The 24,938-nt window shown below is 51.3% G+C and carries 22 protein-coding genes and 1 pseudogene; 14 read left to right on the forward strand and 9 right to left on the reverse strand.

Annotated features, from left to right (window positions below; translation table 11 throughout):
• Window positions 1–19: 19 nt before the first annotated feature.
• The 4 genes from cydC (at window position 20) to treA (ending at window position 4,960) form a co-directional block, all read left to right on the forward strand.
• The gene (cydC, locus tag CWC46_RS15845; RefSeq protein WP_037381499.1) at window positions 20–1,741 is read left to right on the forward strand and encodes a heme ABC transporter ATP-binding protein/permease CydC; all 1,722 of its coding nucleotides are present in this window, start codon (window positions 20–22) and stop codon (window positions 1,739–1,741) included.
• A 194-nt stretch (window positions 1,742–1,935) separates the two neighbouring features.
• Entirely contained in the window at window positions 1,936–2,646 is a 711-nt protein-coding gene (gene aat / locus CWC46_RS15850; RefSeq protein WP_037381497.1) for a leucyl/phenylalanyl-tRNA--protein transferase, read from the forward strand.
• A 110-nt stretch (window positions 2,647–2,756) separates the two neighbouring features.
• Window positions 2,757–2,975 (forward strand): translation initiation factor IF-1, encoded by a 219-nt coding sequence (gene infA, locus CWC46_RS15855; protein ID WP_002211347.1) that lies wholly within the window; start codon window positions 2,757–2,759, stop codon window positions 2,973–2,975.
• Between the two features lie 329 nt (window positions 2,976–3,304).
• Window positions 3,305–4,960 (forward strand): alpha,alpha-trehalase TreA, encoded by a 1,656-nt coding sequence (gene treA, locus CWC46_RS15860; RefSeq protein ID WP_021015576.1) that lies wholly within the window; start codon window positions 3,305–3,307, stop codon window positions 4,958–4,960.
• A 361-nt stretch (window positions 4,961–5,321) separates the two neighbouring features.
• Here treA and clpA read toward each other — a convergent pair.
• Window positions 5,322–7,597: pseudogene (gene clpA, locus CWC46_RS15865) on the reverse strand (ATP-dependent Clp protease ATP-binding subunit ClpA).
• 30 nt (window positions 7,598–7,627) lie between these two features.
• Window positions 7,628–7,948, reverse strand: coding sequence for an ATP-dependent Clp protease adapter ClpS (gene clpS / locus CWC46_RS15870; RefSeq protein WP_037380869.1), 321 nt, complete (start codon window positions 7,946–7,948; stop codon window positions 7,628–7,630).
• A gap of 339 nt (window positions 7,949–8,287) precedes the next feature.
• Between clpS and cspD the strand changes: the two genes are divergently transcribed.
• A complete protein-coding gene (cspD, locus tag CWC46_RS15875) occupies window positions 8,288–8,509 on the forward strand; it encodes a cold shock-like protein CspD (protein ID WP_021015572.1) in 222 nt (73 codons plus the stop codon).
• Between the two features lie 99 nt (window positions 8,510–8,608).
• Here cspD and CWC46_RS15880 read toward each other — a convergent pair whose 3' ends face one another.
• Window positions 8,609–10,267: an ATP-dependent nuclease gene (locus tag CWC46_RS15880; protein WP_021015571.1), complete on the reverse strand. Its 1,659-nt coding sequence runs from the start codon at window positions 10,265–10,267 to the stop codon at window positions 8,609–8,611.
• A 195-nt stretch (window positions 10,268–10,462) separates the two neighbouring features.
• Between CWC46_RS15880 and CWC46_RS15885 the strand changes: the two genes are divergently transcribed.
• From CWC46_RS15885 to CWC46_RS15900, 4 genes are all read left to right on the forward strand, one after another.
• A complete protein-coding gene (locus CWC46_RS15885) occupies window positions 10,463–11,365 on the forward strand; it encodes a LysO family transporter (RefSeq protein ID WP_021015570.1) in 903 nt (300 codons plus the stop codon).
• A 179-nt stretch (window positions 11,366–11,544) separates the two neighbouring features.
• Complete coding sequence (gene hcp, locus CWC46_RS15890; RefSeq protein WP_021015569.1) at window positions 11,545–13,197, forward strand: hydroxylamine reductase; 1,653 nt, start codon at window positions 11,545–11,547, stop codon at window positions 13,195–13,197.
• A gap of 70 nt (window positions 13,198–13,267) precedes the next feature.
• On the forward strand, window positions 13,268–14,275 hold the full coding sequence (gene hcr, locus CWC46_RS15895) for an NADH oxidoreductase (RefSeq protein WP_021015568.1): 1,008 nt from the start codon (window positions 13,268–13,270) through the stop codon (window positions 14,273–14,275).
• Window positions 14,276–14,419: 144 nt separating this feature from the next.
• A complete protein-coding gene (locus tag CWC46_RS15900) occupies window positions 14,420–15,883 on the forward strand; it encodes a DUF2867 domain-containing protein (RefSeq protein ID WP_037381493.1) in 1,464 nt (487 codons plus the stop codon).
• Here the strand turns inward: CWC46_RS15900 and CWC46_RS15905 are convergent.
• Complete coding sequence (locus CWC46_RS15905) at window positions 15,880–16,719, reverse strand: N-acetylmuramoyl-L-alanine amidase (RefSeq protein WP_021015566.1); 840 nt, start codon at window positions 16,717–16,719, stop codon at window positions 15,880–15,882. The genes CWC46_RS15900 and CWC46_RS15905 overlap by 4 nt on opposite strands.
• Window positions 16,720–16,725: 6 nt before the next feature.
• Window positions 16,726–17,049 (reverse strand): heavy metal-binding domain-containing protein, encoded by a 324-nt coding sequence (locus tag CWC46_RS15910; protein ID WP_021015565.1) that lies wholly within the window; start codon window positions 17,047–17,049, stop codon window positions 16,726–16,728.
• Window positions 17,050–17,364: 315 nt separating this feature from the next.
• Between CWC46_RS15910 and artP the strand changes: the two genes are divergently transcribed.
• The 5 genes from artP (at window position 17,365) to CWC46_RS15935 (ending at window position 21,331) form a co-directional block, all read left to right on the forward strand.
• Complete coding sequence (artP, locus tag CWC46_RS15915; RefSeq protein WP_168187286.1) at window positions 17,365–18,093, forward strand: arginine ABC transporter ATP-binding protein ArtP; 729 nt, start codon at window positions 17,365–17,367, stop codon at window positions 18,091–18,093.
• A 19-nt stretch (window positions 18,094–18,112) separates the two neighbouring features.
• The gene (artJ, locus tag CWC46_RS15920; protein ID WP_021015563.1) at window positions 18,113–18,844 is read left to right on the forward strand and encodes an arginine ABC transporter substrate-binding protein; all 732 of its coding nucleotides are present in this window, start codon (window positions 18,113–18,115) and stop codon (window positions 18,842–18,844) included.
• An 11-nt stretch (window positions 18,845–18,855) separates the two neighbouring features.
• Complete coding sequence (gene artQ / locus CWC46_RS15925) at window positions 18,856–19,572, forward strand: arginine ABC transporter permease ArtQ (RefSeq protein WP_037380860.1); 717 nt, start codon at window positions 18,856–18,858, stop codon at window positions 19,570–19,572.
• On the forward strand, window positions 19,572–20,243 hold the full coding sequence (gene artM / locus CWC46_RS15930; RefSeq protein WP_021015561.1) for an arginine ABC transporter permease ArtM: 672 nt from the start codon (window positions 19,572–19,574) through the stop codon (window positions 20,241–20,243). Before artQ ends, artM begins: the two co-directional genes overlap by 1 nt.
• 353 nt (window positions 20,244–20,596) lie before the next feature.
• Window positions 20,597–21,331 carry an arginine ABC transporter substrate-binding protein gene (locus tag CWC46_RS15935; RefSeq protein ID WP_021015560.1) on the forward strand — a complete coding sequence of 245 codons (735 nt, stop codon included), beginning with the start codon at window positions 20,597–20,599 and terminating at the stop codon, window positions 21,329–21,331.
• A 35-nt stretch (window positions 21,332–21,366) separates the two neighbouring features.
• Here the strand turns inward: CWC46_RS15935 and rlmC are convergent, their stop codons facing one another.
• The 4 genes from rlmC to potH form a co-directional block, all read right to left on the reverse strand.
• A complete protein-coding gene (gene rlmC, locus CWC46_RS15940; protein ID WP_021015559.1) occupies window positions 21,367–22,506 on the reverse strand; it encodes a 23S rRNA (uracil(747)-C(5))-methyltransferase RlmC in 1,140 nt (379 codons plus the stop codon).
• Between the two features lie 65 nt (window positions 22,507–22,571).
• Window positions 22,572–23,009, reverse strand: coding sequence for a YbjO family protein (locus CWC46_RS15945; protein ID WP_021015558.1), 438 nt, complete (start codon window positions 23,007–23,009; stop codon window positions 22,572–22,574).
• Window positions 23,010–23,132: 123 nt separating this feature from the next.
• The gene (gene potI / locus CWC46_RS15950) at window positions 23,133–23,978 is read right to left on the reverse strand and encodes a putrescine ABC transporter permease PotI (protein WP_021015557.1); all 846 of its coding nucleotides are present in this window, start codon (window positions 23,976–23,978) and stop codon (window positions 23,133–23,135) included.
• A complete protein-coding gene (potH, locus tag CWC46_RS15955) occupies window positions 23,975–24,934 on the reverse strand; it encodes a putrescine ABC transporter permease PotH (RefSeq protein WP_021015556.1) in 960 nt (319 codons plus the stop codon). The genes potI and potH overlap by 4 nt, the downstream gene beginning before the upstream one ends.
• Window positions 24,935–24,938: the final 4 nt, after the last annotated feature.

Here is a 24,938-nt window from a genome sequence, read left to right on the forward strand (position 1 = left end):
GATGAAGAAGATTCAAGCTATGCAGGCATTAAAACCCTTTCTCGCCCTCTATCGTCGTCATATCTGGCGATTAAGTCTGGGCGTTATTCTGGCCATTGTTACCCTGCTGTCCAGCATCAGTCTGTTAACCCTGTCCGGCTGGTTTCTCGCCGGGTCGGCACTGGCGGGAGTCGGCGGATTATATACATTCAACTATATGCTGCCTGCCGCTGGTGTGCGTGGCGCGGCCATTCTTCGTACCGTCAGCCGCTATGCGGAGCGGCTGGTCAGTCATGACGCCACATTCCGGGTTCTCCAACATCTGCGCGTGTTCACTTTCAAGCGTATTTTGCCACTCTCCCCCGGTGGAATCGCTCGCTTTCGTCAGGCAGAATTGCTCAACCGGCTGGTGGCCGATGTCGATACACTGGATCATCTGTATCTGCGCGTCATTTCCCCGCTGGTAAGCGCCTTGCTGGTGATACTCGCCGTGGCTTATGGTTTAAGCTGGTTAGATACCACTCTGGCTACCGTGCTGGCGGCAATTATGCTGGCATTGCTGGTGATATTACCGCTGGTGTTCTATCGTGCCGGTCAGCCAGTTGGTTTCGCGCTGACAGACTTGCGAGCACAATATCGAGTACAACTCACGACCTGGTTGCACGGGCAAGCCGAACTGACCGTGTTCGGCGCTCTGCTGACATTTCGCCAACAACTGGAACACCTTGAAAGCCGGTGGCTCTCTCATCAACGCCACCAGGCGGCATTAAACGCGCTGGCGCAAGCTATCATGATATTCAGCAGCGGCCTGACCATCACCCTGATACTGTGGATGGCAGCGGATGGCATCGGTGGTGACAGCCAGCCAGGCGCGCTGATCGCCCTGTTCGTCTTTTCCTCTCTGGCAGCCTTTGAAGCGCTGGCTCCGGTTGCCGGCGCTTTCCAGCATATGGGACAAGTCACCGCATCAGCAGCACGAGTCAGCCAACTGATGGAACTTACCCCCGCTGTCGTTTTCCCGGAACATGGCCCCGCACGCCCACCACAAGTGACCTTGACACTGGATAACATCAGCTTCACTTATCCAGACCAACCACTACCGGTATTGAAGCAGATATCGCTATCCATTAAGTCCGGCGAGCATATTGCGTTGCTGGGACGCACTGGGTGCGGAAAATCAACCCTGTTACAACTGATTACCCGTGCCTGGGATTGTTCTCAGGGTGAGATTCGCATTAATGATGTCCCCATGACGCAATGGCGTGAAGAGACCCTGCGCAGCATGATGCGCGTGGTACCACAGCGCACCCATATTTTCAGTACCACGCTGCGGGACAATTTACGTCTTGCCGCGCCAGACGCCGATGATGAACAGTTGAAAACGGTGCTAAGCCAGGTCGGGTTAGAAAAATTGCTAGAGAATGAAGGGCTTAATGCCTGGCTGGGCGAAGGTGGACGCCAGTTGTCTGGAGGCGAATACCGACGCATCGGGCTGGCCCGAGCACTACTTTATTCAGCACCATTGATACTGCTGGATGAGCCAACGGAAGGATTGGATGCCGAAACCGAACAACACATACTGCAACTCCTGCGCCAGCAATGTATTGGGAAAACACTGATCGTGATTACTCATCGGCTGCGCGGTCTGGAGGAGATGGATCGTATCTGTGTGATGGATGGCGGGCGTATCGTCGAACAAGGTAATCATCAGGCATTAATGGACCAGCAGGGACGATACTGGCAATTCCGGCAACATGTATAACGCCAGCCGTTTATAGTGTAATAAAGGTCATTTAAGTAAACTGGCATCGACAAGCCATATGGGCCGTGCCAAGCCTGCATGGTTGATTCAAGATACAGAGGGAAACACAGAGATAAGGTTCCTGGATGGGGGCTTCACTCTGTGATCGCCCCTGGTATTCCGGTCTGTTAACTGACTGCTTTTGGAGGGTTATGGTGCCATTATTTGAACTCTCTCCGTACTCACTGCAGTTCCCCGATCCGGAAAATGCATTAGGTGAACCTAACGGACTGTTGGCATTGGGTGGGGATTTGTCTCCTCAACGGTTACTCGCCGCTTATCAACAGGGCATTTTCCCGTGGTATTCCCCAGGAGAAGCGATCCTATGGTGGTCGCCCGATCCACGCGCAGTGCTGTTGCCAGAACAATTCCATATCAGCCGCAGCATGAAAAAATTCATGCGCAAAACAGACTATCAGGTCACGCTGAATTACGCTTTCGAACATGTTATCGCCGCTTGCGCCAGTGAGCGGGCGGAGGGCACCTGGATCAGCCAGGAAATTATGGCGGCTTATTGTCAGTTACATCAGTTAGGAAGGGCACATTCAGTAGAAGTGTGGCATAATCGCCAACTTGTCGGGGGAGTGTATGGTATCTCGCAAGGCGCGTTGTTTTGCGGAGAATCCATGTTTAGTCGGGCTGACAATGCCTCCAAGTATGGATTGCTGTCGTTCCAACAACACTTCATACGCTGCGGCGGTCGTCTGATTGATTGTCAGGTACTTAATGCACATACCGCCTCATTAGGGGCCTGCGAAATACCCCGCCACCAGTTTTTGCAGCGACTTTCCCAGCTTCAGAACACAGCTATTTCAGAGACCTGCTGGCACCCGCAAACGGTAGTGCGCCCTACCCTGGTGCCGTAAATAGTTGTTGATAAATCATATTCAGATTATCAACGCTTCTTTACATAACGCGGGTTTTTCGGCATTATCTTGCCGGTAAAAAACTAAGGTAGTTAAACCTAGAGGATTCGATGGCCAAAGAAGACAATATTGAAATGCAAGGCACCGTGCTTGATACGCTGCCCAACACCATGTTCCGCGTTGAATTGGAAAACGGCCACGTGGTCACCGCTCATATCTCCGGTAAAATGCGTAAAAACTATATCCGCATCCTGACGGGTGACAAAGTCACAGTGGAATTGACCCCGTACGACCTGAGCAAAGGCCGCATTGTCTTCCGTAGCCGTTAACCGGTTCGCCCATCGCTAACCATAGCGATCCCGAGGATATTTAATTTCTCTGCTTAGCCCTTTCCGTCCGCGGTAAAGGGCCTTTGCTCTCTTCTCGCCACGCTTGCTTACAATTTTCTATTGCAATATATTGTAAGAGTATACTTTCTTCGCCATGGGTGCGAAAACCAGCAATCACGCGCGATGCACACCATCCTCGCTGGTCATTATCATAAAAGCCGATGATTCAATATCATGGTTTTTTTATTCTATCAGTCCCGAGTTGGACAATATCCCCTTAGCGTCTACTTTTCATTAACAGCCACATTTGCAAACATGGAGACTTGCCAATGATTTCATTCCGCGTAGTAAGGAGGTACCTTCTGCTAATTATTCTGCAATGTATTATCGCCAATAATGTTATACCTATTGCCTGGGCTGAACCCGTAACAGCTTCAGAAGTAAATTCACCGCCAGATGTTCTGTTTGGCCCACTGTTCAAAGCCGTACAACGCGCAAAGCTGTTCCCCGACCAAAAAACGTTTGCTGATGCCGTTCCCAAATATGAGCCATCAGCAATCATGGCGGATTACTACGCACAAAAGAATCAGCACCATTTCGATCTGAACTATTTTGTGCAAAACAACTTTACGCTACCTTCGGATGGGAAAGGCTTTATTCCCCCCGGCGGTCAGACATTGCGTGAACATATCAACGCTCTCTGGCCACATTTGACCCAAAGTACACCGGATATTGCCCGCTGGGACTCGCTGTTACCATTGCCTAACGCATATGTCGTGCCCGGTGGACGTTTTCGGGAGGTTTACTACTGGGACAGTTACTTCACCATGCTGGGGCTGGCCGAAAGCGGCCAGTGGGATACCATTCGAAACATGGTGAACAACTTTGCCTGGCAAATCGATCAGTACGGCCATATTCCTAACGGGAACCGAACCTATTATCTCAGCCGCTCTCAACCCCCGTTTTTCAGCAAGATGGTGGAATTGCTTGCCACACACGATGGCCAAAACACATTAGTAACTTATCTGCCGCAGATAAAAAAAGAGTATGACTACTGGATGGCGGGTGCAGAAGATCTGAAACCCGGACAGGCCAGTGAGCGCGTAGTACGTTTGCCGGATGGTACCGTACTGAACCGTTACTGGGATGAGCGCGATGTGCCCCGTACCGAATCCTGGCTGGACGATGTAACCACCGCCAGTGCGGTCAAAGGGAACCAACGGGCTCACCTCTACCGCAACCTGCGAGCGGGTGCTGCCTCAGGCTGGGATTTCAGCTCCCGTTGGCTGAAAGATCCCATGAAACTCTCTACCATCAACATCACAGAGATCTTGCCTGTTGACCTGAATTCGCTGATTTATCATATCGAAAGGGTTCTGGCAAAAGCCAGTCAGTTAGACAATCATACTGACGCTGCCAGGCGCTATACCGAACTCGCTGCAAAACGCCGGCAAGCCATCAATCACTATTTCTGGAATACCGCCAAAGGCTACTACGCTGATTACGACTGGAAACAGAAAGAAGTACACAATCAACTCACCGCCGCGACCCTGTTTCCGTTATATGTACAGGCGGCAACCGATGAATATGCCAACAAAACAGCAGAAGTCGTCCGCGCCGAGTTGTTGAAAAAAGGAGGATTGGCTACGACCACCATTCATACCGGTCAGCAATGGGATGCGCCTAACGGCTGGGCACCGTTACAGTGGGTCGCAGTTCAAGGCTTACGTTACTATCACCATGATGCGCTGGCACGGGATATCGGTACCCGCTTCCTGAATAGCGTAGTTCAAACCTATCATCTTGAAAACAAACTGGTAGAGAAGTATGACATCGAGGGTGACACTGGCGGCGGCGGTGGCGGTGAATACCCGTTACAGGACGGTTTTGGCTGGACCAATGGCGTTACCATGAAACTGTTGGCACTGTATCCGCTGCCGGAGGATCAACCAGGCACCGTGTCAAACGATAAACTCGCGCAGTGACCCTGGTGGCACTATCCTGGCATCTCAGCGCCATGAGATGCCGCTCACTCACCCAAAATCATGCCATCACACGTTGTCTGTCATGACTACTCTGGCAATACCCATTCAGTTGTCGTATTGATTGAATAGCATTGCGGAATGACGCAATGTCATGACTGAAAACCGACCAAAAGAAAGGGCATCCGAAGATGCCCATATATGCTCGCCATACTTCAAGTTGCTGTGCGTTGGCTGCACTTAATCACTCGGCCCATCCCTGGGTTCGCTCCTTTGGAGCCACTGCAAGCCGCGTTCAAACTGCTCCCGACAGATTTGTCACCCAAACCACTTGAGTATTGGATGATGATGTCGGCAAAGAAACTCAGTGCACCGCACCTTCTGCCTTCTTCTTCTGCGCGCTAAGGAAACGGTAAGTCAACTGCTGTGCTTCCTTATCCAGTTCCACCGTGACGGAACCACCATCCACCAACGCCCCAAAAAGCAGCTCGTTGGCCAATGGTTTTTTCAGGCTTTCCTGCATAACGCGAGCCATGGGCCGGGCCCCCATCGATTTGTCATAACCTTTTCCTGCCAGCCAGTTACGGGCATCCTCACTGACTTCCAGCGATACACCTTTCGCATCCAACTGTGCCTGTAGTTCAACCACAAATTTATCCACCACTTGCTGAATAACCTCAGGTGAGAGATGGTTGAACCAGATAATGCCGTCCAAGCGGTTACGGAACTCCGGCGTAAACACTTTTTTGATCTCTTCCATTGCGTCGCTGCTATTATCCTGATGGATAAGCCCGATAGACTTACGCTGCGTTTCACGCACGCCGGCATTGGTGGTCATGACCACGATCACATTGCGGAAATCTGCCTTGCGACCATTGTTATCCGTCAGTGTGCCATTATCCATTACCTGTAGCAGCAGGTTGAAAACATCCGGATGCGCCTTCTCGATTTCATCCAGCAACAATACAGAATGCGGATGCTTGATCACTGCATCAGTCAGCAGACCTCCCTGATCAAACCCTACATAGCCCGGAGGTGCGCCAATCAGGCGGCTAACCGTATGACGCTCCATATATTCGGACATATCAAAGCGTAATAACTCGATATCCAGCGCCTTGGCCAATTGCAGCGTCACCTCGGTTTTCCCGACCCCGGTCGGACCGGCAAACAGGAAGGACCCTACCGGTTTGCGATCATGCCCTAACCCGGCACGACTCATCTTGATGGCTTCCGTCAAGGCTTCAATCGCCTTGTCCTGACCAAACACCAGCATTTTCAAACGATCGCCAAGATTTCTCAGCACATCGCGATCACTGGCCGACACCGTTTTTCCGGAATACGGGCAATACGCGCCACCACAGATTCAATATCTGCCACATTAACCGTCTTCTTGCGTTTGCTTATTGGCAACAAACGGCTGCGCGCACCAGCTTCATCAATAACGTCAATGGCTTTATCCGGCAAATGGCGATCATTGATGTATTTCACCGCGAGATCTACCGCGGCACGAACTGCTTTTGCGGTGTAACGGACATCATGGTGTGCTTCGTATTTCGGTTTCAGGCCATTGATGATCTGTACTGTCTCTTCCACACTGGGCTCAGTGATATCAATCTTCTGGAAACGACGGGCCAGTGCCCGGTCTTTTTCAAAGATATTGCTGAATTCCTGATAGGTCGTGGAACCAATGACTCGAATCTTGCCGCTGGAAAGCATTGGTTTAATCAGATTGGCAGCATCCACCTGACCGCCCGACGCCGCACCGGCACCAATAATAGTATGAATTTCATCGATAAACAGAATGCTACTCTGATCTTGCTCCAGCTGTTTCAGTAGCGCTTTGAAGCGTTTTTCAAAATCACCACGGTATTTGGTACCAGCCAATAGCGAACCGATATCCAACGAATAAAGTGTACAGTCAGCCATCACTTCCGGAACATCGCCCTGCTCAATACGCCAAGCCAACCCTTCCGCGATAGCCGTTTTCCCTACTCCTGATTCACCTACCAGTAGCGGATTATTCTTACGACGGCGGCACAGTACCTGAATAGTCCGCTCCAGTTCTTTTTCACGCCCAATCAGCGGATCAATACCGCCGACACGGGCAAGCTGGTTCAGATTGGTGGTGAAGTTTTCCATACGATCTTCCCCTCCGGCCGGCTCTTCATTTACCGGATTTTCCAGGTTTGGTGACTGTCCGGATTCCTCTTTGCGCGTTCCATGTGAAATAAAATTCACAATATCCAGACGGCTGACATCATGCTTGCGCAGCAGATACGCAGCCTGAGATTCCTGTTCGCTGAAAATGGCAACCAGAACGTTGGCACCAGATACTTCACTGCGTCCCGATGATTGTACGTGGAACACTGCACGTTGTAATACCCGCTGAAAACTCAGCGTTGGTTGAGTATCCCGCTCTTCATCACTTGATGGCAACGTCGGCGTGGTCTGTTCAATGAACGTCTCCAACTCCTGACGCAAAACGGCCAAATCTACCGTACAGGCCTCCAGTGCTTCACGCGCAGCAGGATTACTGAGCAGTGCCAGTAACAGGTGCTCCACGGTCATAAACTCATGCCGGTGCTCACGCGCCCTGGCAAAAGCCATGTTGAGACTGAGTTCCAGTTCTTGATTGAGCATAGGCACCTCCCAAAATAAAATTGCCCTAATTCAGGCTTTTTCCAGCGTACAGAGCAACGGGTGCTCATTTTCCGTGGCGTAACGATTCACTTGCGCGACTTTCGTTTCCGCCACTTCGGCGCTGTAAACACCACAGATTGCTTTCCCTTCGTAGTGAACAGTAAGCATCAGTTGCGTTGCACGTTCAATATCATAAGAAAAGAACTTTTGCAGCACGTCAATAACAAATTCCATCGGTGTGTAATCATCGTTGTTTAATATCACTTTATACATCGATGGTGGCTGCACTGCTTCAGTCTGTTTTTCTTTGATCGAGCCCTCGGTATGTGGCCCTGTACTGTTATTTCCCATCATCTGCCCATTGTGGTCTGACTGTCATCTACCAGCGACTTACTCTACTGCATTAATACTAGCCTACGTGATTTTCATTTTACATCGTCAGGCCAAACACGTCCCTATCAACCACTGCATTATGAAATAGTCTTGATCATTAACGTCGAATAAACATCTCAATAGCGTTACCTATATCAAACTTTGACAAACTCCCCTACGGGTGAAAAGCCGGATCGCTTGACGCCGAGATCGATTTCACTAGAGTGTAGAAGTGAATTGATGGCGTTTTAATCAATTCAGATTCACCTTAACCAATAACCTCGCCTCAAAGAATATTTTTGAGAAGGATGGAGATGCATGGAGATAGGTACTGTTAAATGGTTCAATAACGCCAAAGGCTTTGGCTTTATTTGTCCTGAAAGGGGTGGTGAAGATATTTTCGCTCATTATTCAACCATTCAGATGGACGGTTACAGAACGCTCAAAGCTGGGCAGGTCGTGCAGTTCGATGTGCACCAGGGACCAAAAGGCAATCACGCCAGTCTGATCGTGCCAGTAGCCAGTGAAGCCATCGCCTGAGCATCCACAGCGCTATTCCCGGTTCACATTCCCTAATCCTGGTCTCAGGTATATATACAGATGCTGGTCACTTTCGCGACCAGCATCTTTTCCCCTGTCTCAGCCCGCCCGACCCCGCGCCAACCATAATACGTGGGAAAACATGGTACGGATCAACGGTGGAATTGCACCATTTCCCAATGCCATTGACTCCATCGCCACTTCAATGGCCAGATCCGGTTTGGAACTGCGATGAATCGCTTTCGTGATAACTTTGGAGGCAGAAAGCGGCACCGAGTCTGGTAACTGCGCCACCCGATGGTAAACCTGTCTGAAACCATTTTTATACATGAAATGCTCCATATCCGGTGATGGTAGCATCGTCAAATGGTCACGTTCCTGCTCCGCTTGTGCTGTCAGCAGACTGCGTGCCGTCGCTGCATATTTTTTACCGGCGTCGTCTCCATCCACCAGCACATACCACTCAATCCCCATCCGATGGGCAAACTTCAACAACGGCTTCAGTCCCGACTGGGCGAATTCAATCACCTTAATCCCTTCCGATTCAAAATGATGGCCGCACTGTCGAGCTAATTCACTGAGCATCCAGACTTCGGTTTCACCTTCCACCAGCAACCAACAACGCGCAAACAACGATGCTGGTCGGTTCAACCGGATATGAAAAGCGATACGGCGACTATCTTCCGGGCTCATCCCTGACCGTCCGATACGATAAGTGGAAACTTGTGACGACTCTCGCACCAGACGGCACAATTGTTCCACTGGCACCAGTGATAACAGCTCTCCTGAATTAGTGGTGGTCACTTTCTGCAATGGCAACTGATTCAGTAATCCCCACGCCACTGAAAGCATAATTGGATGCAGACGGGTTTCAGGGTCTTCTATCAGCAACAATGGACGGGAGTGTGGATCCAACGATACCGAACCTTTCGCCTGCAACAGGGTAGAGAACAGTTCCAGCAGAATAATTCGTCGACTACGGCTGTTCGGCCCCGCAATCATCCGATTGATATTGTCCAGTGAACGCCAATATTTGCCGTTGCCGGAATGCGTATGACGATGATGACTATCACCCGTATCGCCACTCTGTGCGGAAAAATAGTGATCCACTAACTGACGTATTGCCGACATTCCCTGACGGAGATCCTGGTTGGTCAACTTGTTAGGATTTTGGTCCAGTTCCCGCATGAGGATTTCAAACTGACGGGACAGTTTTTTATCGACATCCAATGTTGGCATCAGCGCACCGGAGCGGGTGTGACGGATAAAGCGGGAATCTCGCATCCTTAATACTGGATGCAGACGGATCACTTCACTCGCCAGCCAGTCAATGTTGTCCAACGCAAGCGCGTGTCCATTGGCATCCAGAAAGCTGCGCCAGGTGCATACCGACTTAGTTTCATCCACTTCGGCTTCCAGTCGGTAGAAGATACGGTATAGCCGTCCTTCTCCTTTTATCCACACAGGCTCGAGCGAACGGTAACGCGCGGCCAGATGATGGCCAGGCGACGTTTCACAAAAAGTGAAGACAATCTGCAAATGATGCTCCCGACTGGTTTCATCGCCGGGTGTAAAATGAAAGTCATGGAGTTCAAAATGATAGAGTGGTAACGCCGGAGCCAGTAAAAGCGACAGAGCATCCAGCAGGCTGGATTTTCCCCAGGCATTCTCACCAATCAATACGGTGGTTTCATCCAGGGTCAATGACAGACGGTTAATCCCACGGAATCCGAGAATCTCTACTCTTTCCAGATGCATTCTCACCTCCTGTTCGGTTTTCCTTACATGAGCATGACGATAAAACGGTTGCAGGGTCAAGTTCTGTCGTCTGGATATGCTTTACTCCGCAAAATAATTTGTTTAATTTGAGCAAATTATCTCTGTGTGGTCGCGATTCTCCCGCCAGTTTTTATCAAAGCCTATCTCAATAGGCGTTAAGGATGCCGCTTCATCATGTATTCAGGATTATTGATCATCTTACTGCCGTTAATTCTCGGCTATCTGATTCCCCTGCGCGCAAAAAAGGTGTTACAGATTATCAACCGTCTACTGAGCAGCATGGTGTATATCATTCTGTTCCTGATGGGGATCAGTCTGGCGTTTCTGGATAATCTGGGCAGTAATTTGCTGGCTATCTTCCGCTATGCATCCGTCTGTTTTATCTGCATCACCGCAGCGAATCTATTGGCACTGTGGTTGCTGGAAAAGCGAACTCGCTGGACCGGCAACAACACCGGTCAGGAGGCGTTACCTTCCCGTCTACACATGGCACTGGAGTCGCTCAGGTTATGTGGTGTGGTATTCGGCGGTTTTTTGTTGGGGCTCAGCCAATTATCTATCCTGACCTTTGCGGCCAAAGGCAGCGAATACGCCTTACTGTTTCTGCTGTTTCTGGTGGGCGTGCAGTTACGCAACAGCGGTATGACGCTGCGTCAGATTGTACTCAATCGACGGGGAATGATTGTGGCGCTGGTGGTCGGCATCAGTGCGTTGGCGGGTGGCGCACTAGCATCAGTATTGCTGAAACTGCCGCTGAATACGGCGCTGGCGATGGCATCCGGCTATGGCTGGTATTCGCTCTCCGGTATTCTGCTGACTGACGCTTTTGGGCCAGTGATTGGTAGTGCCGCCTTCTTTAACGATCTGGCGAGAGAACTGACAGCGATAATGCTGATCCCCACACTGATTCGTCACCATCGCGCCAGTGCGCTGGGCTTGTGCGGCGCGACTTCCATGGACTTCACCTTGCCCGTACTGCAACGCAGTGGCGGCATGGATATGGTGCCACCCGCTATCGTGCATGGTTTTTTGCTGAGCCTGTTAGCCCCCATATTAATGGCGCTGTTTTCATCATGATTTGCGCCTCGCCGTAATCAGCCCAGAGGCTGATTGAGAGTCATTTTCATCCTCTGCTGCGAAAAATTGCGCTGCATCAAGTTTTCGTAAAGTTGCATTAAAAAAGCCTTTTTACCGGAGGCATCCGGTTCTATGCTCTTAAACAGGTATTAAAAATGCAACTTTAAAAGGACGCGATGATGTATTGTGTGCAATGTGAACAAACCATGCGAACACCGGCTGGTAATGGTTGTGCTTACGCTCAGGGCATGTGCGGCAAAACGGCCGAAACCTCCGATTTGCAAGACCTGTTAGTGGCCGTCCTGCAAGGCTTGTCCGCCTGGGCACTGCAAGCCCGTGCACTGGGCATTGTTGATCATGACGTTGATAGCTTCTCGCCACGCGCTTTCTTTTCCACGTTAACCAACGTTAACTTCGACTCCCAACGCATTATTGGCTACGCTAAAGACGCCATTGCCTATCGCCAGGCATTGGCTACGCGCTGTCGTCTACTGGATGCCAGTGTCAAGGTCAGTCATCCGATGGCCGAATTGCAACTGGCCGGTGATGATATCCCTACGCTACAAGAACAAGCACTCAGCTTTGCGCTGAATAGCGATAAAACCAGCGTCGGTGATGATATTCACGGACTACGTATGTTGTGTCTGTATGGTCTGAAAGGTGCCGCCGCTTACATGGAGCACGCCCATGTCCTCGGTCAATATGATGATGAGATTTATGCACACTATCATGCGCTGATGGCCTGGCTCGGTACTCGGCCTGCGGATATGGACACACTACTGAATAACGCCATGGACATCGGCAAGATGAATTTTAGCATCATGGCAATTCTGGATCGGGGTGAAACCGAAGCTTATGGCAACCCACAACCAACGGCAGTTAACGTGCGCCCGGTGGCGGGCAAAGCCATTCTGATCTCCGGTCATGATCTGAAAGACCTGCAAACACTACTGGAACAGACTGAAGGCACTGGCGTCAACGTCTATACCCACGGTGAAATGCTGCCAGCCCACGGCTACCCTGAATTGAAGAAATTCTCGCATCTGGTGGGAAACTACGGCAGTGGCTGGCAGAACCAGCAGACTGAATTCGCCAGGTTTCCCGGCCCGATCCTGATGACATCCAACTGTATTATCGATCCTGACGTAGGCAATTACAGTGATCGCATCTGGACGCGCAGCATTGTGGGTTGGCCAGGCGTGAACCATCTGGAGGGTGATGACTTCAGCGCGGTGATTGCTCAGGCGCAACATCTGAGCGGCTTCCCATACAGTGAAATCGAACACCTGATTACCGTAGGGTTTGGTCGCCAGACCCTGTTGAACGCCGCTGATACCGTTATCGACCTGGTGGCACAGAAAAAGCTGCGCCATGTGTTTCTGGTAGGCGGATGTGATGGCAGCCGTGATGAGCGCAGTTATTACACCGATTTCACGCTCAATATTCCACAGGATTGCCTGATTATGACGCTGGCCTGTGGGAAATATCGTTTCAACAAGCTGGATTTCGGCACACTGGAAGGTTTGCCACGGCTGTTGGATGTCGGTCAGTGTAACGACGCTTACTCCGCCATTATGCTCGCCGTAAATCTGGCGGAAAAACTGGGCTGCGGCGTGAACGATTTACCGTTGAGTCTGATGCTGTCCTGGTTTGAACAAAAAGCCATTGTGATTCTGCTGACGCTGTTGTCTCTGGGTGTAAAGAATATTTACACCGGGCCGACGGCACCGGGCTTCCTGACGGAGAATCTGCTGGCCATCCTGAACGAAAAATTCGGTATGCGCGCCATCACGACGGTTGAACAGGATCTGAACGAGATTCTGAACGCCTGATCGCGACGATTTACGTTTCTGTCCCGTTGCACCGATGGCGACGGGAAGACCGGATAGACGGAGAATTGCCATGACTATGCCAACACCTGTGTGCCCTTACCGTATGCAGGTACATTCAATTCATCAGGAAACGCCGGACGTATGGAGCATTTCCCTGATCAACCACGATTTTTATCCATATCAGCCCGGCCAGCATGCACTAGTCTGCATTGCCAACCGAGCGGATACTCTGCGAGCCTATACACTGTCGTCATCTCCGGGTCTGAGTCGCTTCATCACCCTGACGGTGCGTCGACTGGATAATGGCATTGGTTCACGCTGGTTGACCGGGCAGCTCAAACCTGGCGACTATCTGTGGCTGTCTGATGCCGAGGGAGAATTCACCTGTACCCACGCGGTAAGTGATCAGTACCTGATGCTGGCCGCTGGGTGCGGTGTTACACCGATAATGTCTATGTGCCGCTGGCTGTTGGCTCACCGCCCGCAAACCGACATTAGCGTGATAGTGAATGTGCGCGATCCACAGCAAGTGATCTTTGCCAACGAGTGGCAGGCACTGCGCCAACGATACCCACAACAATTACAGCTGACGCTGATGGCGGAAAACAACGCCAGTGAAGGTTTTCTGCATGGCCGTATCACGCAGGACATCCTATCAAGACAGGTGCCGGATATTGCCCACCGCACCGTGATGACCTGTGGCCCCATCCCGTACATGAAACAGGTGGAAGCGCTGTGTACGCAGGCCGGTGTCGCAGCCAACCACGTCTATAGAGAACACTTTGGTGCGCCGGAAACGTCGGCTGATATTGGCAGTGAGCAACTCACCATGACCATCAGCCATCTATTGCGACAGGTAAACGTTCCGGTAGGCATCAGCCTGCTGGCCGCGCTGGAAAGCCATAAAGTGCCGGTTAACGCCGCCTGCCGGGCCGGAGTTTGTGGTAGCTGTAAAACCAGGATACTCAGTGGACAGTACGTTACCACCAGCACCGCGACACTAACCCAGGATGAGATCTCACAAGGTTATGTACTGGCCTGTAGTTGTCAGCTACAAGGGGATGTCGTTCTGGCCTGAAATATTACGGCGGACTCGTTTCCGCCACTGTTAACATCTCGCCTCGTGGTTCACGTTTTTGTTACACCGCTTTTTCCCCATACCGATTTCCCGCTATAGTAAAGGCTTCATCCGCACATTTGCGGTAGGGAGCTGACTGCTGTGATAACAAAACCCGCACCGATTTTAATTCTGGGTGCCAGTGGCTATATTGGCCGTCATTTAACGTCCCGCCTGAGCCAGCAAGGTCATCAGATTATTGCCGCTTCCCGTCACGTTGAGTCGTTAGCATCACGCCAGTGGCCCGGTGTACAGTGCGAATATGTGGATTTGATGCGGCCCCACACCATACCGGAAGGATTGTGGCAGGCGGAAACCCTCTATTATCTGGTACACAGCATGGGAGATGGTCGTGACTTTACCGATAGGGAACGGCTGTCGGCACAAAACCTGCGGAAAATTCTGCGGACCAGCAAAATAAAGCACATCATTTATCTGGGATCAGCGCAGTCGAAAACAGACAGTTCCGAACATATGTATGCCCGCAGAATCACCGGAGATACGCTACGTAGCAGTGGTATTCCGGTAACTGAACTGCGTGCCGGTATCATCATTGGCTCAGGTTCTGCCGCCTTCGAAATCATGCGTGATATGGTGTACAACCTGCCGCTATTGACGCCACCGCGCTGGGTAAGATCCAGAACATCACCGATTGCGCTGGAAAACTTGCTGATTTATCTCACTGAAATACTGAAACATCCCACCACACAGCACCGTATCCTGGAGGCTGCCGGGCCGGAATACATCAGTTATCAGACCATGTTTGAGCGCTTTATTCGTATCAGCGGCAAACGACGTTTACTGGTTCCACTGCCGGTACCAACCGGACTCATCTCCGCCTGGTTTCTGAATCTGATTACGTCCGTCCCCACCAATATCGCCAAGGCGTTGATCCAAGGGTTGAAGCATGATCTGCCGATGGACGACTCCGCATTGCAACAATTGATTCCCCAACCGTTGATCAATTTTGATGATGCCGTGCGCATTACCCTGAAAAATGAAAAGGACATCGTGCATAACCCGGAGTGGGGCTACGATCCGGAAGCCAAAGAACGTTGGCAACCCGGTTACTGTTTTTATCCTAAACAGGCTGGATATAACTATAAAACCGGCGCCAGTAGTCAGGCATTGTGGCAGGTGGTGCAACAAGTCGGCGGAAAAAACGGGTATTTTTATGCCAACATTTTGTGGCAGATCCGCGCCCGCATTGACGATTTTTGCGGTAACGGTGTGATCTATGAACGCCCGAAACACCGGGCACTGGTGATAGGTGATCGCATCAACGGCTGGAAGGTTATTGCCATCAGACCCCAGCAACAATTGGTACTGTTGTTTGGCATGAAGGCACCGGGACTCGGTCGGTTGACATTTACCATTGATGATAAAGGCACCTATCGCACACTGGATGTCCGGGCATGGTGGCATCCAGCCGGTTTTAGCGGCCTGGGCTACTGGTTTTTAATGATGCCGGCCCATCTGTTTATCTTCCGGGGCATGGCGCAACGTATCTCCACACTGGCCATTGATACCGAGCAGTTGCATGGGGACAACGTCCGATACCACGACTAACGTAATCCGCCGCCATACTTTTCCAACAGCGCATCAACGATGGCTTCCGTCTCCGCATCTGGATTGCCATCATAGCGCTGTGGGCGAAAATGCATCTGGAAAGCGCTGATCACTCGCCGCTGCTCTCGCTCAGTCATTCCAGCGCCTACCTGATAACCATAGCGCGCCAACTTTGTCAGCAAATCGGCTTGCGACACCGGTGCCGTCGTGTCGCGGCCCTGTAGATAAAATATCACCCGCGCCGGATCCGGCCAGGCACCGATACCGGCAGCGGCCAGACGCTGCCAGGGAAACAGCGCCCCGGGATCTATCTTGCGCTGCGGCGCGATGTCACTGTGTGCCACCACATTTTGCGGTGCAATCTGATAACGCTGGATAATGTCACTGGCAAGATCGATCAATACCGCCAGTTGCGGTGCGGAGAAAGGTGCCCATGAGTAACCCAGTGGCGTACGGTGATAACCCGGATTTTCCAGCTCAATGCCGACTGAGACAGCATTCAGTCGCGTAAATCCACGCCAGTAACTGTTACCGGCATGCCACGCGGCCTGTGATTCCGGCACCAGTTGCCAGGCCACCCGCTTGCCATGCCGTAGTGGCGGCATGGCCGGAATCAGGTAATGCACACTGACATCAGTATCCGCCAATGTGTGTAACGAATCAGGAAAGTCTTCCGCCGTATAATGGATCACCAGAAATTTGATCCGCGCTTCCTGCGACTGTGCCGCCACCGCCGTTTCTAACTGATAACGGCCATGATCCACCAACGTCGTCGGGGATGGCGTCTGACATCCGGTGAGTGCCAACAGCAGCAACACGATGATATATTTTTGCATCAAGATTCAACGACTGATCTTAACTGCCGTACCGCTGATGGAAACCATCAGCATACTGTTGTCCTTACCCACCGTTTGATAATCAATATCAATACCCACAACGGCATTCGCGCCTAGCGCTTCCGCCTGCTCCTGTAGTTCGCGAAACGCAATCTGTCTGGCACGGCCCAACTCTTTTTCGTAAGCCCCGGAACGTCCACCAACGATATCGCGAATACCGGCAAAAAAATCACGGAAAACATTGACGCCCAGAATGGCCTCTCCAGTGACCACACCACAATATTCGGTAATGACATACCCTTCCAACGTCGGGGTTGTGGATAATTGCATGACGCGCTCCTTAATCAAATGTTCCACACCTGAACAGCCCTTTGTGTCAAAAAATCGTGTAATGGCAACATAAAATCCACAATTAATTGTTTTGTGCAACGTTTGCATCAAGCGTAGCCAAGACAAACAAACTGAAGATTGTCTGTCGAATTCGTTGCCAACCCGACAAATCGGAGAACCGCTGTAGTAACGCACTATTTTATGCTGTTATATGAGTAAAAAATCACATGTTTGCAAATTTTAACCCCTGGTGATTGCATAACTATTCTGTCGACGTTAACATTTGCGGCATCAATGTCTATTCAATTATTGCGCATGAGTATTCAACTAAGCAGCATTAACTGTTTTTATGGCGTACACCAGGCGCTATTTAATATTACCCTCGATTGTCCCGCCGGCGAAACGCTGGTGCTTCTTGGCCCCAGCGGTGCGGGGAAAAGCTCGCTACTGCGAGTGCTGAACCTATTGGAAATGCCACGCTCGGGTACCTTGTCGATCGCCGGCACCCACTTTGACTTCAGCCATACTCCGGCGGATAACGCCATCCGCGAACTGCGCCAGAACGTAGGGATGGTGTTTCAACAATACAACCTATGGCCACATCTCACCGTGCAGCAAAACCTGGTGGAAGCGCCCTGCCGAGTGCTGGGTCTGAGTAAACCGGAAGCCCACGCACGAGCGGAGAAACTGCTGACACGCCTGCGGCTAAATGATTTTTCCGACCGCTATCCGCTGCATTTATCCGGTGGACAGCAACAGCGGGTGGCCATTGCCCGCGCATTGATGATGGAACCTCAGGTGCTGTTGTTTGATGAACCCACCGCAGCGCTCGACCCGGAGATCACCGCCCAGGTCGTCGGGATTATTCAGGAACTGAGCGAAACCGGCATTACTCAGGTTATCGTGACGCACGAAGTGAGTTTCGCCAGGAAAACCGCCAGCCGCGTAGTGTACATGGAAAACGGTCATATCGTGGAACAAGGCGATGCTGGTCATTTTATCCAGCCACAGACACCTGAGTTTGCCAGTTACTTATCACATTGATTATTATCAGGAACATACAATGAAAAAATTACTCGTTGCTGCACTGTTCGCTGGAATGAGTGTTTCTGCCAGCGCGGCTGAAACTATCCGTTTTGCTACCGAAGCTTCTTATCCTCCGTTTGAGTTCGTGGATGCCAGCAATCAGATTCAGGGTTTCGATATCGACCTGGCCAACGCCCTGTGTAAAGAGATTAAGGCTACCTGCACTTTCAGCAATCAGGCTTTTGACAGTCTGATCCCCGGACTGAAATTCCGCCGTTACGAAGCCGTTATCGCCGGGATGGACATCACGCCGGAACGTCAGAAGCAAGTTTGGTTCACTCAGCCATATTATGATAACTCAGCCTTGTTCATCGCCCGAAAAGGCACTATTGCCGACATCGCGGCACTGAAAGGTAAACGTGTTGGCGTACAAAATGGGAGTACCCATCAAAAATATCTGATGGATAAACATAAAGATATCATTACCGTACCTTACGACAGCTATCAGAACGCCGTGCTCGACCTGAAAAATGGCCGTCTGGATGCCGTATTCGGTGACACCGCAGCGGTGGCCGAATGGCTGAAACAGAACCAGAACCTGACTTCAGTCGGTGACAACGTGACCGACAAAGACTACTTCGGCGAAGGGCTGGGGATTGCGGTACGCCAGAATAATGATCTTCTGCTGAAGCAATTCAACGATGCGCTGAGCAAAATCAAGCAGAATGGTACTTACCAGACTATCTATCAAAAATGGTTCCATCAGTAATCTGACACCTAATGATTGAATTTCAACCTTTAGCGAGCGCCGCCGGGATGACCGTCGGCCTCGCCGTTTGTGCATTGGTGCTTGGTCTGATCCTCGCCATGCTGTTTGCCCTGTGGGAAACCGCACGCTGGCAGGTGGTAAGCTGGCTCGGTACCGCACTGGTGACCTTAATCCGTGGACTGCCGGAAATTCTGGTGGTGCTGTTTATCTATTTTGGCTCATCGCAACTGCTGTTAACCTTATCAGATGGCTTCACGATTAATCTGTATCTGTTCCAGATCCCGGTGAAACTGAATATCGCAAGCTTTGAGGTTAGCCCATTCCTGTGCGGTGTGATTGCACTGGCGCTGCTTTATGCCGCTTATGCGTCACAGACACTGCGTGGCGCATTAAAAGCGGTACCCCGCGGTCAATGGGAATCCGGCCAGGCGCTGGGAATGAGTAAAGCGGTAATCTTCCGACGCCTGATTATGCCGCAGATGTGGCGCCACGCGCTGCCGGGATTAGGCAACCAATGGCTGGTGCTGCTGAAGGATACGGCACTGGTGTCGCTGATCAGCGTTAATGATCTGATGTTGCAAACCAAAAGCATTGCCTCCCGTACTCAAGAACCGTTTACCTGGTATATGATTGCCGCTGGCATCTATCTGGTGATCACGTTACTGAGTCAGGCGGTGCTACAACGGATAGAAGCCCGCACCACCCGGTTTGAACGGAGGCCATCCTGATGCTCGCCTATATTCCGGATCTCCTGAAAGGGCTGCACACCAGCCTGACCTTAACCGTCGTGGCGTTAATTGTGGCACTGTTATTATCACTGCTGCTCACCGTTATCCTGACGCTGAAAACACCGCTGCTGGCGCCGTTGGCAAAAGGCTACATCACGTTATTCACCGGTACACCGCTGCTGGTACAGATATTCCTGATTTACTACGGCCCCGGTCAGTTTGACACGATAAAACAGATTCCCTGGCTGTGGAACCTGCTCTCTCAACCATGGCTATGCGCCATGAGCGCGCTGGCGTTAAACAGTGCCGCCTATACCACCCAACTGTTTTATGGTGCGGTAAGGGCTATTCCCGCCGGGCAGTGGCAATCCTGCGCCGCGCTGGGGATGAATCAACGTCAGACGATGCGCATTCTGCTACCGTTCGCTTTCAAACGCGCCCTTTCATCCTATTCCAACGAGGTAGTGCTGGTCTTCAAGAGCACCTCGCTGGCGTTTACTATTACGCTGATGGAAGTGATGGGCTACAGCCAGTTGATGTACGGTCGCACCTATGACGTGATGGTCTTCGGTGCCGCCGGGATCATTTATCTGTGTGTCAATGGACTGCTCACGCTGATGATGCGTTTGATTGAGCGCCAGGCACTGATGTTTGAACGCCGGAATTCATGATTGATCTATTGACCCGATAACCATAACGCTCAGCCGCAAGACCTCTACGCTGAGCGTTTTTTATGCATGTCACGCCCTACTCCATTCGTAATGAAAAATCGTCGCCGCCAAGAATAAATAGCAGAAGATTATTTATTTTATAGTTTATTTATAGGCAGTTACTTATATTATCCAGCCCATCTAAAACCTGACGGCGGTTCTTCTTTCTTGCCTGCGATCAATATAATTAAGAATTTATAATCATTTTATTTGCATATAAATTCATTAAGAGGCAAAGTAATTATCACTGAGCCGGAGGTATCCGCGCCTGAAAACAGCAACCTAAAAACAATAAAATGATCTGGAGTAACCACATGAAAAAATTACTGGCAGCTACGTTACTGGCAGGGATGGCATTCAGCGCCAGCGCGGCAGACACCATTCGGTTCGCCACATCAGCCACCTATCCGCCGTTTGAATCTCTGGTGGCCAATAACGAAATTGTTGGCTTTGACATGGATTTAGCTAAAGCACTGTGCCACCAGATGCAGGCCAGTTGTACTTTCACTAATCAGGCGTTTGACAGTCTGATCCCGGCGCTGAAATTCCGTCGTTATGATGCGGTCATTTCCGGGATGGACATCACGCCGGAACGCGCCAGGCAGGTAGCGTTCACTCAGCCTTACTATGCCAATTCGGCTATCGTCATCGCCCAGAAAGGCAAATACCACTCTCTCGCGGATATGAAGGGTAAGCGTATCGGCATGGAAAATGGCACCACCCATCAGAAGTATATGCATGACCAGCACCCTGAAGTGCAGACCGTCGCGTATGACAGCTACCAGAATGCGGTACTGGATCTGAAAAATGGTCGGCTGGATGGGGTCTTTGGCGATACGGCCGTGGTGAATGCGTGGATCAAAAATAACCCGGAACTGGCGACCGTGGGGAAAAAGATAACCGATCCTGATTATTTCGGTATCGGCCTGGGTATTGCGGTGCGCCCGGAAAACCAGGCGTTACTGAAAAAGCTTAACCAGGCGCTGGAGGCCATTAAAGCCAATGGTACCTACAAAACCATCAACGACAAATGGTTCCCGCAACAGTAATCTCTCTTGAGGCGATACCCTGTCACACCATCCTCTTACACTGCTGGCGCATTTCGTTGCAGCAGTGTAAGGACTTCATAATGTGCCGTATGTGGGAACATATCGAACAGTTGTATCCGTACTGCCTGATAATCCGCCAGCATCGCCATATCCTTCGCCATGGTTTGCGCATTGCAACTTGAGTACAGAATGGCATCCGGCGCCATACGGCTCAGATACTGACACAACTCGACGCCAATACCCCGTCGCGGCGGATTAACAATCACCAGATCCGGCACATCCTCTTTGCCGATAGCGAACCCGGTTGAGTCCAGAGCTTGAAACTCAACGGCTGCCAATCCCAGACGTTCCGCCGAATGGCGGGCGCAGGCAATCGCCTCGGCATTGATTTCAATGCCAGTCAGGCGGGTATGTTGTGTCGCGCAATGCAGGCCGAATCCTCCCACACCACAAAATAGATCCCACAGGCTACGCACATTCAACTCCGCCACCCAATGCCGGGCAGTGTCATAAAGCGCGGCGGCAACCTGGGGATTGGTCTGGAAAAAGCTCTGGGGACGGATATAGAGCGGCACCTGATTGAATTGCTCTTCCAGCGTTTGCTGCTCACTCAATGGGATCTCCCGCGCCCCTTCCATAATGGCCTGATGAACCGGCTGGATATTGGCGGAAATCACTAACAGTTGCGGCAATTGCTGTTGTAACCAGGGTAATGCATTCTGCAACTGCGTCAGTTTGGTTTCCGAACGTAATACAATGCGCAGCATAAACGCGCCACTGAAGGTACTTTGCGTCAGCAACAGGTATTTAAGTTCACCACGACGCCGGGCCACGTTATAGGGCGTCAGACCCGCGCGGGCGATAAATGTTTTCAGAACAGCAAACACCGTGGCGAAGCCAGGCGGATAGAGCGGACAATCACACAGATCCACGGCCGATCCATCACGGTGCAGCATTCCCAATAATGGTCGTTCCACACTGCCGCTGACCACCATTTTGGCCTTATTGCGAAAGGCAGACGGTTTCGACGCATAGGCCGGCAACCACTCACGAACCGGATGTGAAGCCAGTAACTCCGCCAAATGTTGCTGTTTATCCGCCAGTTGCTGTGGGTAGGGTTTTTCCAGCCATTGGCAGGAACGGCAGGTTCCTTCGTTGTAGCGTGCGCACTGCATAGCGTTGAGTCTGAAACCTATAAAGGAAAATGGGGGGCCGATTGTACCACCCGGACAGAGAAAAGTTATTTCTGCCGCAGAAAAAACCGTTGGCTGCGACGGGGAATAAACAACAGCAGAATCACCAGAAAATCAGGCACTTTCTGCAATAATAACTGATTCAGCATCGCCGCATGTCCATCACCATGAAAATGAAATATTGGCGGTAAAACATCGGCCAGTAACGCGATAGCCATCGACAACGTGACCAGACACTGACACGCCAGATAGCACCAGCGTCCCCAGTTAATTCCGGCCAGAACGGCGAATCCACAACGAATCTCAACACAGATCACCAGCACCGCCGCTAGCAACATCAGGGTAGAATCCCAGGTTTCAGCACTGTGTTTTAACCAGCCGAGCAGTCCGCTCAGTCCCAGTTCACCTACGATCAGGAAAACACTCACGCAGCGAGTGGCAATAATTGCCGTCCCCGCGACCATAACCGCAACCGGCGCACGCATACCACGCCCCATGCCCTTTTTACTGTACAGAATAGTCGCAATCTCCCTGATACAACGACGCCACCAGACATTATGGCGGCGTTGTTAACATTGGCAAAATCCAGACAGAAAAACGATTGGCGATCAGCCTCGCCTCGCTTTTTGTAAATCCCGCTGACGCTGCTTTTCTGCCCGAGCCATAAACCACCACGCAATAAAGCCAATAATACCGACGACTAATAATATCAAAGAAGCCAACGCATTAATTTGTGGATTAACACCCATTCTCACACTGGAAAAGACCAACATCGGCAACGTTGTCGCGCCGGGGCCCGACACAAAACTGGCGATCACCAGGTCATCCAGTGACAAGGTAAAGGCCAGCAACCAGCCGGAAATCAGCGCTGGCGCAATCATCGGTACAGTGATGATAAAGAACACTTTCAGTGGCGTTGCTCCCAAATCCATGGCGGCCTCTTCAATCGAGTGATCCAACTCGCGTAACCGGGCGCTGATAACCACGGTCACATAAGCTGAACAGAACGTGACATGTGCCAACCAGATAGTCAACATGCCACGCTCAGCCGGCCAGCCAATAGCGTGCCCCAACGCGACGAACAGCAGTAACAGCGATAAACCGGTGATCACATCCGGCATGACCAACGGTGCGGTCAGCATAAAGGCAAAACCGGTTGAACCACGGAAATGGCCAAAACGGACCATCACCACCGCAGCCAGCGTACCAATCACTACCGCCATTGATGCCGCCGCCGCGCCGATAGTCAAACTCAATATCACCGCGTTGATCATCGCCGTGTCTTCGAATAACGCGCTGTACCAGCGTGTTGACACTCCGGCCCATACCGTCACCAGCTTGGAGCTGTTAAACGAATAGATAACCAGCATCAGCATTGGCGCATACAGAAAGGTAAACCCGAGCACCAGAATCAGAATCCGCCACGGCGAACGCACCACCGGTAAGTTGTTCATCCCTGATCCTCCGTTTCCTTGTTCTGATACTTGTGGAACCACATGATGGGCATAATCAGCAATACCAACATGACGATCGCCACGGCCGAGGCAACCGGCCAGTCACGGTTATTAAAGAACTCCTGCCACAGGATACGGCCAATCATGATACTGTCTGGGCCACCCAGCAGTTCCGGGATCACATATTCGCCCACAGCCGGAATAAACACCAACATAGAACCAGCGATAATGCCCCCTTTGGTCAGCGGCACAATGACACTGAAAAAGGTTTTCACCGGTCTGGCACCCAGATCGAGCGACGCTTCCACCAGAGAGTAATCCAGCCGTGTCAGCGCGGTATAAATGGGCAGCACCATAAACGGCAAGTAGGAATAGACTACGCCGATATAAACCGCCAGATTGGTATGCAGAATCACCAGAGGATGATCTATCACCCCCAGCCACAGCAGGAAATTATTCAGAATTCCGTTATTTTTAAGAATCCCCATCCAGGCATAAACGCGGATCAGAAAAGAGGTCCATGAGGGCAGGATCACCAACAGCAACAGAATATTGCGTGTTGCCGGTTTACTGTGCGCTACCGCCCAGGCCAGCGGATATCCCACCAGCAGACAGCAAAGCGTGGAAACTGCCGCCACCCTGAGCGATTGCAGATACGAGTCGATGTATAGCGGATCCGACAATAATTGCAGGTAGTTGCCAATATTGAGCGAAAGATCCAGCTTATCGTCCACCCAGGAGAGTAAATCAGTATACGGTGGCACCGCACGGGCCATCTCTGCCAGACTGATTTTGAAAACAATCAGGAACGGCAGCATAAACAGCAGCAGTAACCACAGATACGGCAGCGCGATCACCAGCTTGCGGCCATGCGCCATGCGCCAGTGCGTCAATGCGGTACGAACCGCCCCGACTCTGTGGTCCGGTGGTTCCTGTTGCTCAGATAACATTGCCATCACA

Origin of the sequence: Prodigiosinella confusarubida (genome assembly GCF_002847015.1) — a bacterium.
In the GTDB taxonomy this organism is placed as follows: Bacteria; Pseudomonadota; Gammaproteobacteria; order Enterobacterales; family Enterobacteriaceae; genus Prodigiosinella; species Prodigiosinella aquatilis.

What these genes read in the sequence shown, in the direction of transcription:
- cydC (WP_037381499.1), top strand. Translation starts at nt 20, where the DNA reads ATGCAGGCATTAAAACCCTTTCTCGCCCTCTATCGTCGTCATATCTGG.
- infA (WP_002211347.1), top strand. Translation starts at nt 2,757, where the DNA reads ATGGCCAAAGAAGACAATATTGAAATGCAAGGCACCGTGCTTGATACG.
- treA (WP_021015576.1), top strand. Translation starts at nt 3,305, where the DNA reads ATGATTTCATTCCGCGTAGTAAGGAGGTACCTTCTGCTAATTATTCTG.
- clpS (WP_037380869.1), bottom strand. Translation starts at nt 7,948, where the DNA reads ATGGGAAATAACAGTACAGGGCCACATACCGAGGGCTCGATCAAAGAA.
- cspD (WP_021015572.1), top strand. Translation starts at nt 8,288, where the DNA reads ATGGAGATAGGTACTGTTAAATGGTTCAATAACGCCAAAGGCTTTGGC.
- CWC46_RS15880 (WP_021015571.1), bottom strand. Translation starts at nt 10,267, where the DNA reads ATGCATCTGGAAAGAGTAGAGATTCTCGGATTCCGTGGGATTAACCGT.
- CWC46_RS15885 (WP_021015570.1), top strand. Translation starts at nt 10,463, where the DNA reads ATGTATTCAGGATTATTGATCATCTTACTGCCGTTAATTCTCGGCTAT.
- hcp (WP_021015569.1), top strand. Translation starts at nt 11,545, where the DNA reads ATGTATTGTGTGCAATGTGAACAAACCATGCGAACACCGGCTGGTAAT.
- hcr (WP_021015568.1), top strand. Translation starts at nt 13,268, where the DNA reads ATGACTATGCCAACACCTGTGTGCCCTTACCGTATGCAGGTACATTCA.
- CWC46_RS15905 (WP_021015566.1), bottom strand. Translation starts at nt 16,719, where the DNA reads ATGCAAAAATATATCATCGTGTTGCTGCTGTTGGCACTCACCGGATGT.
- CWC46_RS15910 (WP_021015565.1), bottom strand. Translation starts at nt 17,049, where the DNA reads ATGCAATTATCCACAACCCCGACGTTGGAAGGGTATGTCATTACCGAA.
- artP (WP_168187286.1), top strand. Translation starts at nt 17,365, where the DNA reads ATGAGTATTCAACTAAGCAGCATTAACTGTTTTTATGGCGTACACCAG.
- artJ (WP_021015563.1), top strand. Translation starts at nt 18,113, where the DNA reads ATGAAAAAATTACTCGTTGCTGCACTGTTCGCTGGAATGAGTGTTTCT.
- artQ (WP_037380860.1), top strand. Translation starts at nt 18,856, where the DNA reads ATGATTGAATTTCAACCTTTAGCGAGCGCCGCCGGGATGACCGTCGGC.
- artM (WP_021015561.1), top strand. Translation starts at nt 19,572, where the DNA reads ATGCTCGCCTATATTCCGGATCTCCTGAAAGGGCTGCACACCAGCCTG.
- CWC46_RS15935 (WP_021015560.1), top strand. Translation starts at nt 20,597, where the DNA reads ATGAAAAAATTACTGGCAGCTACGTTACTGGCAGGGATGGCATTCAGC.
- rlmC (WP_021015559.1), bottom strand. Translation starts at nt 22,506, where the DNA reads ATGCAGTGCGCACGCTACAACGAAGGAACCTGCCGTTCCTGCCAATGG.
- CWC46_RS15945 (WP_021015558.1), bottom strand. Translation starts at nt 23,009, where the DNA reads ATGCGTGCGCCGGTTGCGGTTATGGTCGCGGGGACGGCAATTATTGCC.
- potI (WP_021015557.1), bottom strand. Translation starts at nt 23,978, where the DNA reads ATGAACAACTTACCGGTGGTGCGTTCGCCGTGGCGGATTCTGATTCTG.
- potH (WP_021015556.1), bottom strand. Translation starts at nt 24,934, where the DNA reads ATGGCAATGTTATCTGAGCAACAGGAACCACCGGACCACAGAGTCGGG.